Here is a 17,792-nt window from a genome sequence, read left to right on the forward strand (position 1 = left end):
TCAGCAGAAAATTTGAGTAAAAAGTACTGCAATTTATTTTGCGAATAAAATGTTTTAATATTCAGATATTTATTAATTCTATATAAATATCTATATAAATACAAGAAAAAAGGAGAAGGAAATATGATTACTGAAAAAGAAAAGATGGTGAACGGGGAACCTTATATGGCTGCTGATCCGGAATTAATAAGGGATAGGGAAAATGCGAGAAAGTTAACCCGGTTATACAATCAGACAACCGAAAACGAAGGGGATGAACGAACCTCACTGCTGAAACAGCTTTTCGGTTCCATTGGAACAAATATATATATTGAACCCACTTTTCGCTGTGACTATGGATATAACATTACTGTCGGTGAAAACTTTTATGCCAATTTCGATTGTGTCATTTTGGATGTTTGTGAGGTGAAATTTGGCAGGGACTGCATGTTGGCTCCCGGGGTGCATATCTATACTGCCACACATCCGCTGGATCCCTTCGAACGCTGTTCTGGAGTGGAATATGGAAAGCCGGTTACGATAGGGGATCATGTATGGATTGGCGGAAGGGCAATCATCAATCCTGGCGTTACAATTGGGGGTCATTCCGTCGTCGCTTCAGGGGCCGTCGTAACAAAAGATGTTCCTGGTGGCGTTGTTGTCGCTGGAAACCCAGCGAAGGTCATCAAGCAAATTGAAGGAATTGAATAGCAGAGCTCACTCGACCCTGAGTGGCCCTGCCTCCAATTGTCCATTAAATATTCCTCAATGCTTCCGCAATCACAGTATCCCCAGAGATTAAATCGAAAGAACGCTTGTAGGTATTTTCCTCGGTCAATGACGCAAAAATCGTTCGAGCCACATCTTCCCGTGAAATCGAACCCCTTTCCAATTCTTCAGCGGCAGTCACTTTGCCCGTTCCCGGTTCGTTCACCAGTCCGCCAGGCCGAATGATGGTAAATATTAAATCGCTATGTAACAATGCCCTATCCGAATAGTGCTTGGCCACATAATACGGTTTGATGGCTTCATTCCAGTTTTCGCGATTATTGGCCTGAAAAGCACTCACCATGATGAATCGGTCGATTCCCAAATTTTCTGCCGCTTCAATCGTTTTAACAGCACCATCCAGATCAATCAAAAGCGTTTGATCAGCTCCGGTGCTTCCTCCGGATCCCGCTGTAAATACGATGGCATCACAGCCTTTTGCCGCATTCGCAATCTCATCCACTGAGCCCGTTAAGCTGACGACTGCAGATTCGATTCCATTTTTCTCAAAATGTTGCCTTTGTTCTTCTTTACGAATCATTGCCCTTACACTATGATCCGGGCTATCTTTTAATAGATCTACCAGGTGTTTACCGATCTGCCCATTTGCCCCAACTACGAATACTTTCATAAAGTCAGCTCCCATAATGGTTAGTTTGGTTACAGTTCAAATTATTTCATGTACACAGCTCATTTTCAAACAATCAGCCCGTCATACATTGGAAAAAGTTTGGCAACCACCCATATATATTTTATAATAATGACAATACGTGTTCTTTAGGGACATAAAGGGGAGGTGTAATGATGGCAATAAGAATATTAATGCCACCTTCTGCAGCGTCTCATGCAAAGCCTAGTATTGGAGGCGATACTTTGCATGGGGTTAAATTAAGCTAAACTTAATCGCCCGACTTATCATTTCTAATATTTGGCTTTGCACCTTATTTCATTCTTAAAAAAGAATAAGGGGCTGGCAGAAATGAAATATGTAAAAGCGACGGCCGTTTTGCCTGAAAAGCTGATCGTTGAAATTCAAAAGTATGTGCAAGGTGAAACCATATATATCCCTAAACCTGAAAAGGCCCATCACAAATGGGGAACCCGTTCGGGATCAAGGGAACTGATCGATGACCGAAATGCCACTATAAAATATGCATTCAAAGACGGTCATAGCATCCATCAATTAGCCGAGGAATATTTTCTATCCGCGGAAACCATCAAGAAAATCGTTTATTCCAAATAGGATTGCATGTGAGCACTGATAATGATATCAGTGCTATTTGTATGCCGAGTATGTTTCTTAGTCGTTTTCCCCCTTTTAAAGCAGATATGTTTTCTGTAAAGTAAAGAGAAACGGTATCATGTGACAAGTATCGCGCAACAGAAACAGGAGTGAAGAAAATGGAACCTTTTATCAGAAGCGAGCAGTATAACTTCATTAAATCACAAACACAGATTCTCATAAATGGACACGCGACCGCCAACGATAAGGATGTGATCCACACCCTGAAAACAGTCGCAAAAGAACGAGTATTAAGCTTATTCAATGACTTGAGCGAAGAGCAAAAACAACTGCTGGATCCAGTGGATACCATTAAAGATCCCGCACAAGCCGAAGTCTTTCTCTTACAGGTAAAGCCATTTGTGATCCCATTTAAAGAAGTAACCGAAAAAACGATAAAAAAATTATTTCCTAAGGCAAAGAAATTAAAAGCGCCTTTGTTGGAAAACATGGATTTGAGAGAGATTTCATATTTGGGATGGGATGATGGCGGATCCGGAAAGAAATTCATCATTGCACACCATCATAATAAACTCACAGGATTGCACGGAACCATTAAACCAACCAACAAAAAAGGAATCTGTGCCATTTGCAGTCGCTTTGAAGAAATAGGGATGTTCATGTCCGAAACAAAAGGAACCGTCCAAGGGACATTCATAAAAAAAGGGAATTATATTTGCCTGGATAGTATGAAATGCAACCAGAACATAACCACTTTAGATAAAATGAATGATTTCATCGAGCGCTTGAAATAGTACGAAAAAGCAATCCTTTAATGGTGAAGGATTGCTTTTTCGAGTTTGGGCGTTTACTCGTGAGTTTCGGCGTTTTACTCGTGAATTTCGGCGTTTTACTCGTGAATTTCGGCGTTTTACTCGTGAGTTTCGGCCATTTACTCGTGAATTTCGGCGTTTTACTCGTGAGTTTCGGCCATTTACTCGTGAGTTTCGGCGTTTTACTCGTGAGTTTCGGCCATTTACTCGTGAGTTTCGGCCATTTACTCGTGAGTTTCGGCCATTTACTCGTGAGTTTCGGCCATTTACTCGTGAGTTTCGGCGTTTTACTCGTGAATTCCACTTTTCCCACAATAAAAAAAAGAAGCACCATATGGGAGGCTGCTGAAAAACTCACGTTTTTCTAACTAGTACGGTAAATCAAACTAAAAAAAAGACAATTCTCATTCGACACTTGAATGGAAATCGTCTTTTTTTGCTTCTGTGTGTCACTTTTTTAGGCCATTAATTTCAATATTCTTTTCAAGTTAACGGTGAAAATAGCCATTGCTCCTTGTAATTCCATGCCAAGTAGACCCGAGGATTTTGCAACATCATACCCGTGTCTGTGTTTCAATTCACTGTTTTTCGCTTCTATTTTATAACGTTCTTTTGATTTTTCTTTAAAATACTCACTTTCCTGGAATGTAGCCTGTTCTGTATGTTCATTGGATTTAATACTGACAGAATAGGTCTTGCTTTTCGCTCCTTCTTTATAACAGCCCTCTTTTAAGGGACAAATCTTACACTTTTCTATATCGAAGTAATAGGTATCTGTTTGATTCGTCGCTACATCTTTTTTGCCCTGGCGAGCTTTCCTGATAGCCAAATGCCCAGCCTTACAAACGTACATTCCTGCATCCTTATTAAATTGAAATTCCTCTTCCTTCTTCCGGAATCCCTGTGTAACAGAAGGATTCAATTTTGCGACTAGTTTAATGTTATTTTCTTCACTGTATTCAATATTTCCCTTCTCTGAGTAAGCTGTATCGCCAATCACGGTCTCAATCACCATACCGGCAGCCGTGCTCTTTTCAATTAATGCCTTTAATTCTTTACCGTCCGTTTTTTCACCTGTAGTGATAGTCGCAGCTGTAATGATTCGTTCCTCACTCATCGCAATATGTGTTTTGTATCCAAAGAAAGAAGAGTCAGCACTCTTGTGGCCAATCTTGGCATCTTGGTCTTTGGAGATCCTTAACTGTTCGATATCATCGGATACCGTTTCCTTTAATAGATTTAACTGCTCTTTTACCTTTGGATATTGGGTGATACGCTCTTCTGTTTCCACTACCTCGATGAGCTTCTGGCAATAAGTAATTTCATCCTGCAATACATCAGTAGTGGTTTTGGATGGGAATTTATTTTTCATCTCTTCATCTATCGAATAGATTACTTTTCTTAATCCTTTAGATTGGTCCATCAATATTTCTTTTGGAGTCTTATGATTGTATCTGGCTTTCGTGTGGGTGGCATCCACAATAATCGTTTTGTTTTTAATGATTTCCTTTTCAATCGCAATCTCAACGGTTTTATGAATGAGCATATCCAAAAGGTTTATGTCTTTTAAACGGAGCTTTCGAAATTTCGTTAAGGAGCTAGGGTCAATAACTGGATCTTCTGGAGCAATGCCGAGGAAATATTTAAAGGACATGTCATACCTGGAACGCTCAACTATATCCACATCTGATAGGTCATGAATGGTCTTGAGCAGCAAATATTTAAACATACGTATTGGATCGACAGCATTCCTACCGTTATGAAGACAGTAGTTGTCCCTCAATTCTTCCAACACAAAAGAAAAGTCAATAAGTTCATTGATCTTGCGTAACATGTTATCCTTTGGAACCACTACATCATAAATGGCCATATATGGACTAAAAACCATAGACGTTTGTTTTTGAATCATCGTAATCACCCACATAAATTTATTACCTTTGATTATAAAACAAAAAAAGGTAGATTTCCTCAGAATAAACTGAGAAAATCTACCTCTATTGGCCCGAAGGGACTTTTTCAGTGCCCTCCCATATGGCACTTCTTTTTTCTATTAAGGCAATACCGTTGCGCCCATCAGGTAGCGGTCCACTTCACGTGCTACTTCACGGCCTTCATTGATCGCCCAAACGATGAGGCTTTGCCCTCTTCTTGCATCTCCGGCGGCGAAAACGCCTTCGACATTCGTTCTGTATTCGCCATAGACGGCATCAATTTTTTGATTGACTGTTTCAACGCCAAATTGAGTTAAAAGCGGCTGTTCAGTCCCTTCAAATCCGATTGCAATGAAAACGAATTGTGCAGGCCATACTTTTTCAGTTCCCGGAACTTCCCTGAAAATGTATATTCCATTATCGCCTTTGATTTTTTCCATGGAGATTGTGTGCAGTTCTTTAACATTGCCATTTTCATCGGCTACGATTTTCTTTGTTTGGATTGAATATTGACGCGGATCTTCACCAAATTTCGCTTCCGCTTCTTCATATGCATATTCAAGGGAAAATACATTCGGGTAGGCAGGCCACATATTATCTGATGTACGGGCCGTCGGAAGGATTGGATGCTTCCCGAATTGTACGACGCTCTTACATTCCTGGCGAAGGGCCGTCGCGACACAGTCAGCTCCTGTATCCCCGCCGCCGATGACGATGACGTCCTTCCCCTTAGTGTCTAAAAACTTGCCGTCTTCAAAATTGGAGTCCAATAGGCTTTTAGTCGATGTAGTCAAGTAATCCATTGCAAGGTGAATGCCTGATGCCCCGCGACCTTCAATTTCCAGGTCACGCTGCTTTTGGGCACCTGTGCATAGGATGACTGCATCGTATTGATTTTGCAGTTCTTCGGCTGAAATATCTTTTCCCACTTCTGTATTGGTAATGAAATCGATGCCTTCCTGGGTCAATAATTTGATTCGGCGTGCAACGACATCCTTTTCAAGTTTCATGTTCGGGATGCCGTATGTCAACAGCCCTCCTGCACGGTCTGAGCGCTCATAAACCGTGACCGAATGACCTGCTTGATTCAACTGGTCGGCACTCGCCAATCCTGCCGGGCCTGAACCGATGATGGCAATTTTCTTGCCAGTCCTGCTTTCAGGGATGCGAGGTGTAATCCAGCCATTTTCAAATCCTTTGTCGATGATGGTCCGTTCAATGTTCTTGATGGTAACGGCAGGATCGCTTATCGCTACCGTACAAGACCCTTCACAAGGGGCAGGGCAGACGCGCCCGGTGAATTCAGGAAAATTATTCGTTTTCGATAAACGGTCCAATGCTTCTTTCCATCTGCCGCGGTACACCAAATCATTCCACTCCGGGATCAGATTATGAATCGGACAGCCTGTTGTGACCCGGTTCAATTCCATGCCCATATGGCAGAAAGGGGTGGCGCAGTCCATACACCGCGCTCCCTGTGTACTTAACTTTTCATCAGAGAAAGGAGCTGTATATTCTCTCCAGTCGCTTAAACGAGTGAGAGGATTCCGGTCTTTTGGTTTTTCTCGCGGGTAATCCATAAATCCTGTTGCTTTTCCCATCTTTCTCTCCCCTTCCTTACTGCATCACAGCTTGTTTAGTGGTTTTTTTATCTTGAACGGCATTTGCTTGAAATGCACTCATGATCGCTTCTTCATCAGTTAGCCCTGCACGCTTCTGCTCATTGATGCTTTTGATCATCCGTTTGTAATCTTTCGGAATGACTTTTACGAATTTCTTAGCGAAATCCGCCCAGTTCTCCAGTACATACGATGCTTTTGCACTTTCTGTATAATGAACGTGGCTGTAAAGCATTTCTTTTACCTCGTTTGCATCATCCATATCATCAAGCGTCTCGAATTCTATCATTTCACCATTGCATAATGCCTTGAATTCTTCTGCATCATCAGCAAGTACATAAGCGATGCCGCCTGACATGCCTGCCGCAAAGTTTTTGCCGACGTCGCCCAGAATGACCACGCGTCCGCCTGTCATATACTCACAGCCATGGTCCCCAATTCCTTCAACGACGACGTTGACTCCACTGTTCCGTACCGCAAATCGTTCTCCCGCACGGCCATTAATGTAGGCCTCGCCGCTTGTTCCGCCGTATAAGGCGATATTTCCGGCAATTACATTGTCCCCGGCCTCAATCTGATTGCCTGCAGGTGCCGTGACAATGATCTTTCCGCCAGATAAGCCTTTCCCAACGTAGTCATTGACATCACCTGTCAAATACATCGACATCCCTTTTGGAATGAACGCACCGAAGCTCTGGCCTGCCGATCCCGTAAAACGAAGTGTGATGGTATCTTCTGGCAAGCCGAATTCCCCATAACGTTTGGATACTTCACTGCCGACAATCGTTCCGACCACACGGTTCACGTTTGTAATCGGGAAGCTGACATCCACCTGGGTTTGATCTTTTAAAGCAGGCTGCACCACAGGTAAAATCTCACGGATATCCAAGGATTCTTCGATTTTATGGTTTTGAGGAAGTTGATACGTACGTATTCCCTCCGGTTGAAAAAGAAGTGTCGTCAAGTCCAGATGCTTCGCTTTCCAATGGTTTTGTGCCCGCTCGCTCACTTGTAAAACATCAGTGCGGCCGACCATTTCCTCTAGTGTTCTAAAACCAAGCTCAGCCATCGTTTCCCGGACTTCCTCAGCGATGAAGCGCATGAAATTCACGACATGCTCCGGATCTCCAGTGAATTTGCTGCGAAGCTCAGGGTTTTGAGTAGCTACCCCCACTGGACATGTATCCAAATGGCAAGCACGCATCATGACACAGCCAAGGACCACAAGCGGTGCCGTAGCAAAACCGAACTCCTCCGCACCAAGGATGGCTGCCATGACCACATCGCGCCCCGTCATTAACTTTCCGTCCGTTTCAAGGACGACACGGCTGCGCAGGCCATTCAGCATCAATGTTTGGTGTGCTTCGGCAAGGCCCAGCTCCCAAGGAAGACCGGTATGTTTGATACTTGTTTTTGGTGAAGCGCCAGTTCCGCCATCATACCCGCTGATAACGATAACATCCGCGGCTCCTTTGGCCACACCGGCTGCAATCGTGCCTACGCCTGCTTTTGATACAAGCTTGACGCTGATCCTGGCATCACGATTCGCATTTTTCAAATCATGGATCAGCTGTGCCAGATCTTCAATCGAATAGATATCATGATGCGGAGGCGGTGAAATCAGGCCGACACCTGGTGTGGAACCACGGACCTCTGCGACCCAAGGATATACTTTGTTACCCGGCAGCTGGCCGCCTTCACCTGGCTTTGCACCTTGCGCCATTTTAATTTGAAGTTCATCGGCATTTACAAGGTAATGGCTTTTCACTCCAAAACGACCGGACGCAATTTGTTTAATCCCGCTGCGGCGATTATCACCGTTTTCATCAACTTGGTAACGGCTAGGGTGTTCCCCGCCTTCACCGCTATTGCTTTTTCCGCCTAAACGGTTCATTGCAATCGCAAGTGTTTCATGTGCTTCCTGACTCAATGAACCGAATGACATAGCGCCCGTTTTGAATCGGCTGACGATGGATTCCACGGATTCCACTTCATCTATTGAAATGCTTTGGCGCTTTTGATCGAACGAAAATAAATTCCGTAAAAAACCAAGTCTCTCTTCATTCGCCAAGTTTGAATATTGCTTAAATAAATTATAATCGCCTTTCCGGCAGGCCCATTGCAGTGTATGGATCGTTTTAGGATTGAAAGCATGATGTTCCCCTGTTTTTCTCCATTGAAAATCACTGCCGCTTTCAAGAGTTTGATCATACGAATCAGCTGCAGCCTTCCTATGGCGAATCAACGCTTCTTCCGCTATCGTTTCCAAATCGATCCCACTAAGCTGCGATGCCGTACCGCTGAAATAACGTTCGATTACATCAGCACCGATTCCGACCGCTTCGAAAATTTGTGCGCCGCGATAACTTTGAATCGTGGAAATGCCCATTTTCGACATCACCTTTACGATGCCTTCTGTCAACGATCGTACATACTTCCTTACCGTTTCTTCGTAGCTGATGGCTAAACTGCCTTCCAATACAGCCTGCTTATATGTTTCATAAGCAAGGTACGGGTAAATCGCATCCACTCCATACCCGATCAGGGATGCGTAATGATGGACTTCCCTTACTTCCCCCGATTCAACGATAATGCTCACTTTCGTACGGTTCCCATGACGGATCAGCTCTTGATGAAGGGAGCTTGCAGCCAGCAGGGAAGGAATCGCAGCCTTTTCTTTGCCCATATCCTTGTCAGATAATATCAAGAGGCTGACACCATCAGCGATCGCTTGTTCCGCTTCACGGCAGATGCGATCGAGTCCATTCTCTAAATCTTCTGAAAATAAGGTGTGAATGACTTTGCTTCTGAATTCCGGAAAGGCATTTTCTTTCAACTGCTGCATTTGACCTGGCGTCAATACAGGTGAATCCAATTGAATGCGGCGGCTGTTCGTTTCATCCGGTTTCAGCAAATCTCCTTCCGCACCTAGAAATGTCATCGTTGACGTGACGATCTGTTCACGAAGCGAATCGATTGGCGGGTTGGTAACTTGGGCAAAGGATTGCTTGAAATAGTTGAAGAGCGATTGCGGGCGATCGGATAAGACCGCTAACGGAATGTCATTCCCCATGCTGCCCAGTGGATCTTTGCCTTCGTTAATGACCGGCAGTAGATATTTTTGGACATCTTCATACGTGTATCCAAACGCTTTTTGCCTGAATAACAAATCACTCAATGGCTCCCCTTCAAGCACAGGTTCTTCGTCACGTAATTGAACAAGCTGTTCGTCCAGCCATTGCTGGTATGGATTTTCCTGAGCCATTTCCGACTTGATCTCTTCATCGGAAACAATACGGCCTTCCTCTAAATCTATTAAAAGCATTCTGCCTGGGCTTAAACGATCTTTATATAATACATTCTCCGGCTCCACATCGATCACGCCGACTTCGGAGGAGAAAATGATGTAATCATCTTTTGTCACATAATACCTTGCCGGCCTTAAACCATTTCGATCAAGGATGGCCCCGATTTGCTTGCCATTCGTAAAGGATATGGCCGTCGGACCATCCCATGGCTCCATGAGCATGCTATGATATTCATAAAATGCCTTCTTTTCCTTCGTCATATGTGGGTTTTCGGTCCACGGTTCTGGAATGAGCATCATGGCCGCGTGTGCCGGCTTACGCCCTGCAAGCACGAAGAATTCAAGTGCATTATCAAGAATCGAGGAATCACTGCCGTCTATATCCAAAATAGGCAGGACCTTTTGCAGGTCATCCCCGAATGCTTCTGAAACAAACTGCTGCTCACGTGCTTTCATCCAATTCACATTACCTCTAAGCGTATTGATTTCGCCATTATGGATCAGGTAACGGTTTGGATGTGCCCGTTCCCAACTAGGAAAAGTATTCGTGCTGAAGCGTGAATGCACTAAAGCGAAAGCAGAAATGAAATCCTCCTGTTGAAGGTCAAGATAAAAAGCATCCACCTGCTCTGGTGTCAACAATCCTTTGTATACGATCGTAGCACTTGAAAGGCTGGCAAAATAAAAACGATTGCCGCGTTCACGAGCCCAGTTTTCAGCTTGTTTTCTGATAATGAACAATTTACGCTCAAAAGCTAAATCATCTGTCAGCCCAACGCTTGCCCCGATGAATACTTGGCGGATCGTCGGACATGTCTCCTTGCCGACCTCCCCGATTTTCGTTGCATCAACAGGAACCGTTCTCCAGCCTAATAGCGTTTGGCCCTCTTGTTCGATAAATGCATTCAAACGAGCTTCTATTTCATTCCGTTCATCATCGTTGTTAGAGAAAAAGAGCATGCCTACTCCATAGCGTCCTTTTGCCGGCAAGTTCATCTCTGGGCATGCCAGCCTGAAATATCTATCAGGAATCTGCACCATTAATCCTGCACCATCTCCTGTAAGGGGATCGCTGCCTTGTCCGCCGCGATGATCTAATTGGCACAGCATTTTCAGTCCTTGTTTGACGATGTCATGTGTAGCAAGCCCTTTTAAATGAGCATATAACCCGATCCCACATGCATCATGTTCAAATTCAGGATGGTAGAGCCCTTGTGCTTTTGGTATTTGATTGTATGTCATATTAATCGCCCCCATCGTATTCTTACACCGGTATGTCACTTACATTTTATTCTAGGTTTTCAAATCGATATAAACAATATATAATTCTAATAGAATCTATCTCAATTTGAGATGAATGATAGGAGGATGAATAAATGGAACTACGACAATTACGTTATTTCGTTGAAGTTGCCGAGAGAGAACACGTCTCTGAAGCCGCAGTGCACCTGCATATTGCACAATCAGCAGTCAGCCGGCAAATCTCCAAATTGGAAGATGAGCTTGGCGTTCTTTTATTTGAAAAAACCGGCCGAAATATTCAGTTAACTCCAATTGGTAAAATATTTCTATTTCATGCAAAAACAGCTATACAAGCGATAGAATATGCCAAATATCAAATTGAGGAATTTTTGGACCCTGAACACGGAACCATTAAAATCGGGTTCCCGACCAGCCTCTCCACCCATTTGCTGCCTACCGTCATTTCCGCTTTTAAAGATGAGCAGCCGAATATCGGGTTCCACTTAAGACAGGGATCTTATTCCTCTTTAAAGGAAGCCGTCAAAAATCGCGAAATCGGATTAGCCTTTCTTGGACCAATCCCGATAAACGATCCAGATATCGAAGGTCATATCCTGTTCACGGAAAACATTTCCGCTTTGCTGCCCATAACCCACCCATTGGCGGAAAGGAAGAGTCTGCGCCTAAGTGATTTACGAAATGATCCATTCGTTTTGTTTCCCAAAGGATACATCCTTCACAGTATCGCTATCGAAGCATGCAAAGCAGCCGGTTTCGCACCGAACATCACCTCGGAAGGTGAAGACATGGATTCCATAAAAGGGCTCGTATCAGCCGGAATTGGGGTCAGTCTGCTCCCTGACAGCACCTTTTATGAAGTCACTCCAAGACTGACTGTCAAAATCCCGATCGACACCCCTGAAGTCAAACGGACTGTTGGCATCATCACACCAAAAAACAGGGAATTGGCACCATCGGAAGAACTTTTCTACCAATTTGCCAAAAAGTTTTTCTCTGTTCTCGAGCAATACCAATAAATCATGGTTTTAGAATGTTCCATTCATCTTTCATGCATTCAGCCCCATCAGCATTAATACGGTAAAGCCGCCCCTCTTTCCGGAAAAAGCGTATGGAAGCCAGGGGCGCAATCCTTTTAAACTATGAATGTGAGCGAAGGGCCTTTTCCATAAATGATTTCATTAGACAACTTACCCATAGCCAACTGTTCGAATAACGTATCAAGATTATTTGTACAGGAGGAATTGATATGAAGCCCACCCATTCACATCTTGCTTGGCATGAAACACTGGAACTTCATGAATTGGTCGCAGCCCAGTCCATTACCCTTATTAAATTGAAAAAAGCCTATCCGACAATACAGGACCCCATTCTAAAAACGATTTACAGGCAAACCATTATGGAATTGCTGCAATTTTACCCATTGACACCTAAGACGGACCTGGATGGCGATGTATTAAGGGATGAAGCATCTGCCGCTACTGCCGGAGAATTGCTGGGGCTTGCCAAAACATCCATCAAAAATTATGCAGGTGCCATTTCTGAAACAGCCACCCCTTCCCTTCGAAAGGTATTTATTAAACATTTAAACGGAGCCATCGATATCCATTTCAAGATTTTCAACTACCTTTATGAAAGAAATCTCTATCCTGCTTACAACTTAAACCAATTGCTTCAAAATGACGTGGATGTTGCCAATAATGCTCTTTCACAGCCATTCTAAATGCAAAAGAGGTAAGCGCACCGATCGCTTGCCTTTTACCCCGTTCCGACTCTTAAATGTTATAATATTTAATAATTGGGTTTAATTGGATTAATTTTATCAAGGGGGTGAAATACATGAAAAAGATCATATTATCCATCATCATATTCCTGCTCTCATTTTCTTTAGCCGCCTGTAAGGCTGATGATCCAAAACCCGAGAATACCCTTTCAGTTCCTGAGTTATCAGCAAGGGAAAAAGCCATCCTTGAGAATACAAGTGAACATTTCTTTCTTGTCGATTTCAATGTTGATGATACATATAAGAAGATGGCCGTCTGGGTCGAAAAATATGAATTTGGTAAACTTGTCGCACCTGAAATGGGACGCATGACAACTGCCGTCAAAGATAATGGGACAATCATCTTTACGACTTCCAAAACGGTTGATGGCCAAAATCTATCGATGTTCAACATCAGCATTCAAAACGACGATGGTACGGATACAGCCACTTATCCTGAAACCATTGCTGAAAAGGGTTCCAGCGTTTGGGGCAGTCCTAGTAAATTCAATATAAACAACACAAAAAAGCTTGCGTTGGCGAGTATTTGTTATTCAAGCCGAGATGAAGGAATACATACACTTTCCAATGGTTTTTTCAATGACATGGATCGTCATATGGAAGAGTTAAAGGAATACGATGTCGTCTACCTTCTGAGAAGTGAATTTACTAAATGAGCTTACAAGTGCAGGAGACAAGTTGAATCGAACTTGCCCTGCACAGTTTGTTTTTCATTCAAATTAAACGCAAAACTAAATTAAACGAATTAAAGAGAACACGATGAAATTTCCAATTGAGTTCTATAATGATTACTGTTGACTATTACTCTAGGTATTACTTTTGGTTTTACACTTCAAATCAGTGGAAAGCTATTATTTTTTAAATATGAAATATGAAAAGGATTGATTAACAAAATGCATTTTTACTAATACATGATAAAAATAAAAATCTAAAGAGTGTAGAAGATAAGTTTATAGATGCTATCTTTTATCAAATTTCGAATTATCTGACTTATATCATCAAGACGTACTAAGCTACAGTGAAGATCTTTTAGGGATGAAACATCAGTGCTCTTATCATGTACATACTTTAAAAGTAGAAGAAGAGTTTGTTTTTGATTTTCCTTTTGACATATTGACTATTCGAAATTATGTACAAGAAATCTTAATAAAATTAAATATCAAAGAACAACTTCCTACCTTTCAAGAAGCTGACTTTGATTACTTATCTCAAGATTAAAAAACAAATGAACAAAAACTATGTAAAAATCATTTTATGTTTATCTCTCTATTAATCATAGCTATATTTTCTTCAATAGGACTGACGAACATCAAAAATGGACACTTTAAACCTGATGAAAGAAACAATCAAACAGAGTGGGGATCATCTATAGCTAATGAAACACATATATCAGGATATAAAGAATGGATTAAACAATGAAGATGGGTACAGTTATGAAGGGGAAATTGGGTTTATAGGTGAAATTAAATAACTCTAAGTGACAATCTATATTCACTTGTCCCTTTTCTTAATGAAAGGCTCGTTTCGTAAAGATTGTTGTTTTTAAAACGAAACTATTTAAGGTTGATTGGAGCGGAAGTGCGAGACTCCTGCGGGAGCAGCGGGACAGGTGAGACCCCACAGGCGTTTACGCCGAGGAGGCTCACCGCCCGCACCAAGGAAAGCGAGCTTCTGGAGGGGAAATCAACCACAACTCACTACCTGGTAAATAGCAACATAGTATGTGAAAACAGCCTAATGAAAAAATCAACATTAAGCTTTAAAGGGCCATATACAAAAAAGGCCGTTTAACATGTAAGTTAAACGGCCTTTACCTCTAATTATTATTTAGATTTTTTAACCGTTACTTTTGCTGCTTTTCCTGTATTGCCAGCTTTATCTTTTGCTGAGACGTATAATGCAGAACCTGCTTTTTTCTTGCTGATTTTAACAGAGAATTTTCCATTTTTATCGGCTTTTGCCGTTCCGATGTTTTTATCATTGTACTTCACGGTTACGGTTGAACCGATTTCCGCTTTACCTGTTACTTTTGTTGCTTTGTCGTTTACTTCATTCACTTTCGGTGCACCTGGAGCGGTTTTATCTTTAACCGTTACTTTTGCTGCTTTTCCTGTATTGCCCGCTTTGTCTTTTGCAGAGGCATATAATACGGACCCTGCTTTTTTCTTGCTGATTTTAATGGAGAAGTTCCCCTTTTTATCAGCTGTTGCCGTTCCGATGTTTTTATTGTTGTGCTTCACGGTTACGATTGAACCGATTTCCGCTTTACCTGTTACTGAGGTAGCTTTATCGCTTACTTCATTCACTTTTGGCGCACCTGGAGCTGTTTTATCGAGAACAGTCACGGTTGCCGCCTTGCTTTCACGTTTTGCTAAGTCTGTAGCTGTGACTGAAAGTTTAGTGCCAGCCTTTTGCTTGCTGATTTTCACTTTGAAATTCCCTTTGCTGTCCGTGTTACCTGAACCAATCACTTTTTTTGCGCTATTTTTAATCGTGATTTTCATGTCCGCTTGTGATTGACCCATTACATACGTATCTTTGTCACTTAGAGCTTTAACAGTTGGCTTGTTAGGGGTTGCACCCTTATTCACGAATACTTTGATTGAAGATACGGCTAGTTTGGAAGAATCAGAGATATTCACAGTAAGCTGCTGCTCAGCTTTTTGGACCGGAATAGTAACGGTGAACGCTCCGTTAGCTGCAGCCGTTGCTTTACCGAGCGTTTTCTTCCCGTTTTTCACTTCGATTACCGAACCTTTTTTAGCTGAACCAGTCAGTTTTGTTTGCGTATCCATTACAAGGTTGACTTTTGCTTGTAAATCCACTGCACTAAGTGCACTATATGCATTCAGTCTACCAAATCCTGATACTAAATCTTTTCCGACAGGCAGTTCTTCTTCTGGTATTATGATTTCTCCATCTTCTGGTTCATAGTCCTCATAAGGGTCTACATTATCTTCTTCTTCAAAAGCAACATATTCCGATGTCTCATGAAGGATTTCCCTTACCTCATTCACTTTCAACCCAGGGTTTCCGGATAATAACAAGGCTGTAGCTGCCGCAACATGGGGAGTTGCCATTGATGTACCGTCCATGTAGGTAACATTTCCATTAGGTACAAGGCTCGGGATGCCTGTCCCTGGAGCGACCATGTCCAATTTCGATCCATAATTGGAATAATCGGATACTAAATCAAGGGCATTGGTTGCACCGACGGATATGGCGTATTTAGATGATGCAGGATAAGATAGACCCTCCATCCCATCATTACCGCTTGCTACGACAACCATTACATTCTTGGCAGCGGCATGTTTCAAGGCATATTCAATCGTTCTGCTATATTCTCCGCCCAAGCTAAGGTTTATGACCTTTGCTCCATGATCCACGGCATATTTAATGCCTAATGCAACTTTCTCCATGTCTCCAGATCCTGAAGAATCCAAGACCTTTACAGGCATGATTTTAGCTACTGGATTGATTCCTTGCATCGAGTACCCATTATCCGCTTTGGCAGCGATAATTCCGGATACATGTGTACCATGACCATTGTCATCAACGGCATTTTCTTTCTTATCGATGAAATTCTTACCTAAGTCCATGCGAACCGTATCTTTCAAATCCGCCAGTGAATCATCGACACCCGTGTCGACAACCGCTACTAATGTATCCTTTAAATTACGTTTCTTAATAAGGTTCTGCAGTTTTTCGTTATCGATGTCCGCTCCCTTTATGCCATCTTCACCACCGGCGTTATTTAAAGACCATTGATACGGTGACTGAATATCGGCTGAAAGTGCTTTGTACGTTTTTACCGCTTCGATATATTCCACTTCTGGAAGTTTCTCGATATTCGATAGAGCTGCTGTGCTCATTTTAGCTTGATTGTTTAACTCTACAACGTACATATCATCATACAGTACCTCTTGTTGCTTAGGTGCCGCCGATAATGTTCCATATCCTTTTCCTTTTACCTTGGATTGGACTGAACTTAATGACTTCCCAGGTTTAAGTTTGACAATATATTTGTTCTTTATATTCTTCGAAGCTGGAAGTTCAATTCCTGCTTTGCTTGCGATATCGACGATTCTCTCACCTGCAAGCTTATCAAGGTTGATTTTCTTTGCTATGCTGTTCATTTCTTTTTTCAATCCAGCTGGAGCGACGTCTGCTGTCTTATTGAATAATGCTTTAATCGCTTCTTGCTGCTTGTTGCTAATGACTGCCGTACTGCTTGCTCCATTCTCATTAAGATCCTCAATAAGCGGCTTAATGACGACTAAGTGATTATAGACAGCTTCCCTGGCCGTTTTATTACCAGCCAGATGAATGGCCAGGAATGGGGAAGCCTTATAGTATAAAGAGGAAAGGGAGCGCCCCTCAGATGACTTCGTGAGAACTTCATCTCTAAACACGCGGAGTGTTTTCAACATGGATTCTCCCGTTTTCTTATCTTTTACACTTAGTTCAACTGAACACGATTCCATCTCTTCATCCCCAGAAGATGGCGGCAATGTCACTGAATGCGCATTGATGGAGTATTCAGCTTCATTTTTAGCATCCGGGATGGGATTTCCCTCATCATCCGTATCGCCGAAATATTCAACTTTAACGTAATATGTGCCTCCCCAAGCATATGGGAAATCGACTACAGCTTTTTCATCAGGATAAGAAGAGACAAGATAATTGCTCTCATCTTTTTCTGCTTTTTCTTTATCTTGATATACGGAAATATTCAAGACTTTGTCCGAATTGACTTCGAACTCAGCATGGGAGAATTTTTGTATATCTTCTTTTGTAGGGGTGATTTGATACCATTGAACATCCGGTTTTTCAAACTTCCCGTCCAAATTGTCTCCATTTTTAATCGTTTTAACATTTTCAATAGGTGTTGCAGTTGCAGCTTGAGAATTTAGTGGAACCATCAAGCTGATAATCAGTGCAAAAATAAGTACAAACGCCGTAAATCGACTCACATTCTTAAATTTCACAGTTTCCCCTCCAATAATTGGTTAAAAAATAACAGTACTATACCAAACTATCACACTGTAAAATTTTATCAACCAATTTTTTACCTTTTTTATGGCAAATAC

12 protein-coding genes are annotated in these 17,792 nt (G+C 42.2%); 6 read left to right on the forward strand and 6 right to left on the reverse strand.

Annotated features, from left to right (window positions below; all coding sequences use genetic code 11):
* Nucleotides 1-123 precede the first annotated feature (123 nt).
* Entirely contained in the window at nt 124-690 is a 567-nt protein-coding gene (locus UP17_RS21940; protein ID WP_061465291.1) for a sugar O-acetyltransferase, read from the forward strand.
* Between the two features lie 43 nt (nt 691-733).
* On the opposite strand, the gene UP17_RS21945 is transcribed toward UP17_RS21940, so the two are convergent.
* Nucleotides 734-1,378, reverse strand: coding sequence for an SDR family oxidoreductase (locus UP17_RS21945; RefSeq protein ID WP_061465292.1), 645 nt, complete (start codon nt 1,376-1,378; stop codon nt 734-736).
* Nucleotides 1,379-1,726: 348 nt separating this feature from the next.
* Between UP17_RS21945 and UP17_RS21950 the strand changes: the two genes are divergently transcribed.
* Nucleotides 1,727-1,990, forward strand: a complete 264-nt coding sequence (locus UP17_RS21950) for a CD3324 family protein (protein WP_061465293.1) — start codon at nt 1,727-1,729, stop codon at nt 1,988-1,990.
* Nucleotides 1,991-2,148: 158 nt separating this feature from the next.
* The gene (locus UP17_RS21955) at nt 2,149-2,784 is read left to right on the forward strand and encodes a FusB/FusC family EF-G-binding protein (protein ID WP_061465294.1); all 636 of its coding nucleotides are present in this window, start codon (nt 2,149-2,151) and stop codon (nt 2,782-2,784) included.
* Here UP17_RS21955 and UP17_RS29620 read toward each other — a convergent pair.
* The 4 genes from UP17_RS29620 to gltB all read right to left on the reverse strand — a co-directional run bounded on the left by UP17_RS29620 (nt 2,765) and on the right by gltB (nt 10,901).
* The gene (locus UP17_RS29620; protein ID WP_061465295.1) at nt 2,765-3,136 is read right to left on the reverse strand and encodes a hypothetical protein; all 372 of its coding nucleotides are present in this window, start codon (nt 3,134-3,136) and stop codon (nt 2,765-2,767) included. The genes UP17_RS21955 and UP17_RS29620 overlap by 20 nt on opposite strands.
* Before the next feature lie 123 nt (nt 3,137-3,259).
* Nucleotides 3,260-4,711 carry an IS1182 family transposase gene (locus UP17_RS21965; RefSeq protein WP_061466006.1) on the reverse strand — a complete coding sequence of 484 codons (1,452 nt, stop codon included), beginning with the start codon at nt 4,709-4,711 and terminating at the stop codon, nt 3,260-3,262.
* 141 nt (nt 4,712-4,852) lie between these two features.
* On the reverse strand, nt 4,853-6,334 hold the full coding sequence (gltD, locus tag UP17_RS21970) for a glutamate synthase small subunit (RefSeq protein WP_061465296.1): 1,482 nt from the start codon (nt 6,332-6,334) through the stop codon (nt 4,853-4,855).
* Between the two features lie 16 nt (nt 6,335-6,350).
* A complete protein-coding gene (gene gltB, locus UP17_RS21975; protein ID WP_061465297.1) occupies nt 6,351-10,901 on the reverse strand; it encodes a glutamate synthase large subunit in 4,551 nt (1,516 codons plus the stop codon).
* 134 nt (nt 10,902-11,035) lie between these two features.
* Here gltB and UP17_RS21980 point away from each other — a divergent pair, with 134 nt between their 5' ends.
* From UP17_RS21980 to UP17_RS21990, 3 genes are all read left to right on the forward strand, one after another.
* Complete coding sequence (locus UP17_RS21980) at nt 11,036-11,938, forward strand: glutamate biosynthesis transcriptional regulator GltC (protein ID WP_061465298.1); 903 nt, start codon at nt 11,036-11,038, stop codon at nt 11,936-11,938.
* Nucleotides 11,939-12,168: 230 nt separating this feature from the next.
* Nucleotides 12,169-12,642, forward strand: coding sequence for a spore coat protein (locus tag UP17_RS21985; RefSeq protein ID WP_061465299.1), 474 nt, complete (start codon nt 12,169-12,171; stop codon nt 12,640-12,642).
* Between the two features lie 116 nt (nt 12,643-12,758).
* Nucleotides 12,759-13,358 (forward strand): hypothetical protein, encoded by a 600-nt coding sequence (locus tag UP17_RS21990; RefSeq protein WP_061465300.1) that lies wholly within the window; start codon nt 12,759-12,761, stop codon nt 13,356-13,358.
* A gap of 1,167 nt (nt 13,359-14,525) precedes the next feature.
* On the opposite strand, the gene UP17_RS22000 is transcribed toward UP17_RS21990, so the two are convergent.
* Nucleotides 14,526-17,690 (reverse strand): S8 family peptidase, encoded by a 3,165-nt coding sequence (locus UP17_RS22000; RefSeq protein ID WP_061465302.1) that lies wholly within the window; start codon nt 17,688-17,690, stop codon nt 14,526-14,528.
* Between the last annotated feature and the right edge of the window lie 102 nt (nt 17,691-17,792).

Origin of the sequence: Peribacillus simplex (assembly GCF_001578185.1) — a bacterium.
Lineage (GTDB): Bacteria > Bacillota > Bacilli > Bacillales > DSM-1321 > Peribacillus > Peribacillus simplex_A.

What these genes read in the sequence shown, in the direction of transcription:
- UP17_RS29620 (WP_061465295.1), bottom strand. Translation starts at nt 3,136, where the DNA reads ATGGTGCTTCTTTTTTTTATTGTGGGAAAAGTGGAATTCACGAGTAAA.
- UP17_RS21965 (WP_061466006.1), bottom strand. Translation starts at nt 4,711, where the DNA reads ATGATTCAAAAACAAACGTCTATGGTTTTTAGTCCATATATGGCCATT.
- UP17_RS21955 (WP_061465294.1), top strand. Translation starts at nt 2,149, where the DNA reads ATGGAACCTTTTATCAGAAGCGAGCAGTATAACTTCATTAAATCACAA.
- UP17_RS21940 (WP_061465291.1), top strand. Translation starts at nt 124, where the DNA reads ATGATTACTGAAAAAGAAAAGATGGTGAACGGGGAACCTTATATGGCT.
- UP17_RS21985 (WP_061465299.1), top strand. Translation starts at nt 12,169, where the DNA reads ATGAAGCCCACCCATTCACATCTTGCTTGGCATGAAACACTGGAACTT.
- UP17_RS21950 (WP_061465293.1), top strand. Translation starts at nt 1,727, where the DNA reads ATGAAATATGTAAAAGCGACGGCCGTTTTGCCTGAAAAGCTGATCGTT.
- gltB (WP_061465297.1), bottom strand. Translation starts at nt 10,901, where the DNA reads ATGACATACAATCAAATACCAAAAGCACAAGGGCTCTACCATCCTGAA.
- UP17_RS21980 (WP_061465298.1), top strand. Translation starts at nt 11,036, where the DNA reads ATGGAACTACGACAATTACGTTATTTCGTTGAAGTTGCCGAGAGAGAA.
- UP17_RS21990 (WP_061465300.1), top strand. Translation starts at nt 12,759, where the DNA reads ATGAAAAAGATCATATTATCCATCATCATATTCCTGCTCTCATTTTCT.
- UP17_RS21945 (WP_061465292.1), bottom strand. Translation starts at nt 1,378, where the DNA reads ATGAAAGTATTCGTAGTTGGGGCAAATGGGCAGATCGGTAAACACCTG.
- gltD (WP_061465296.1), bottom strand. Translation starts at nt 6,334, where the DNA reads ATGGGAAAAGCAACAGGATTTATGGATTACCCGCGAGAAAAACCAAAA.